This is a genomic window from Streptomyces sp. NPDC056486 (genome assembly GCF_042795295.1).
In the GTDB taxonomy this organism is placed as follows: Bacteria; Actinomycetota; Actinomycetes; order Streptomycetales; family Streptomycetaceae; genus Streptomyces.
In genome coordinates, this window is sequence record NZ_JBHTSF010000338.1 from 1 (window position 1) to 1,339 (window position 1,339).

Sequence of the window (1,339 nt, forward strand, 5' to 3'; positions counted from 1 at the left end):
CGCCACACCGGACGCCCGGTCGCCCGCCGGTACAGCTCCATGTGGGGTCGGATCACCACCGCCGCCGACGCTGGGCCGCTCGAAATCCCCGAAGACACCAAGGCCGCTGTCATCGTGCTGACGGTCCGGATCGTCGACACCAGTGGCATGACGCTCGAGTACGGCGTCGACATCGGCGGCCCCGGTCGCCGATGGACCAAAGAGGAAGTCAGCGAATGAGCACGCTGCCCCTCGACGACACCCTCGCCCAAGTGTTGGAGCACCGGCTCGGTGCCCTTCTGCAGGCGCAGCGCCTCGGCCCCCTGGCCCCGGACGGCAGGACGGAGATCACCCGGATCATGCGAACACTGACGGGGCGAAGCGGTCCGGCAAAGCTCGTCTTGATGGCCGGTCTCCCCGGCTCGGGGAAGACAACGCTCGCCCGCGAGCTGGAGCGCCAAGGCTTCCTGCGCCTGTGCCCAGACGAGCGGGTCTGGCAGGAGCACGGCCACTACGGGCGGGACTTTCCGCGCGGGGCATACCTCGTCAGGGAACGTCCGATCCTCGCGCAGATCGCCACTGAGCTGCGGGCCGCCCTGGCTGCAGGTCGCGACGTGGCCATGGACCACGGGTTCTGGACGGGCGAGGAACGCAAGGAGTGGCGCGAAGTGGGCGAGCAGGCCGGCGCCGCTGTGACGCTGGTGTACCTCCCCGGAGAGCTCGACGCCCTGTGGGAGCGGATCAAGGAGCGCAACGAGGCGACCTTCGACGATCCCAACGCCATGTACTTCAGCCTGGACGATCTGCAGCGCCATGCGAACCGCTTCACCGCGCCCAGCTCCGACGAGCCTCACCTGATCTACGACGGACAACCGGAGACCGTGCTTAGAGCCCTCGCCTGCAGCGACACTCCGGAATCGGCGAGCTGACCCCGCGTGACCGCCGGAAGGAGGAAGATGTCCCGCGAAACGCAAACAGGCCCCCGCGGGGGCCTGTCGATCGCGCTCGCCGGTTGTGGTGGTCGGCGCCGCGATCAAGCACCAGAATGGGAGGTGCCTGCGATGGTCAGCAGGCTACGCGTACCCACTGACAGTGGGCCAGAGGGACACGGTGACACGCCGACGGCGGCCCGTGCTTCCCACGTGGCGGGACGGCTTCGCAAGTTCTCTCCCGGAGAACGGGATCTCGGTGTACTCGCGCCGGAAACTCGGTACAACACCACACCGGCGTGCTGCACGATCACCGAACGCGTGCCCGCCTTTTACCAGCTCATCGCCGGTTTCCGAAACCGGCGGAAGGACTCCACCATGTTCGCCATGACCGCTCGAGCCCCGTAACGCTAAGGGCCGCCCCTGCGCCA

1 protein-coding gene and 1 pseudogene are annotated in these 1,339 nt (G+C 68.0%); both read left to right on the forward strand.

What is annotated here, in order from left to right; genetic code table 11:
* Positions 1-219, forward strand: a pseudogene (locus ACFQ7F_RS45890) (GntR family transcriptional regulator); the annotation flags it as partial.
* Entirely contained in the window at positions 216-908 is a 693-nt protein-coding gene (locus ACFQ7F_RS45895; RefSeq protein WP_383285768.1) for an AAA family ATPase, read from the forward strand. The pseudogene ACFQ7F_RS45890 and the gene ACFQ7F_RS45895, both read left to right, overlap by 4 nt.
* Positions 909-1,339 lie beyond the last annotated feature (431 nt).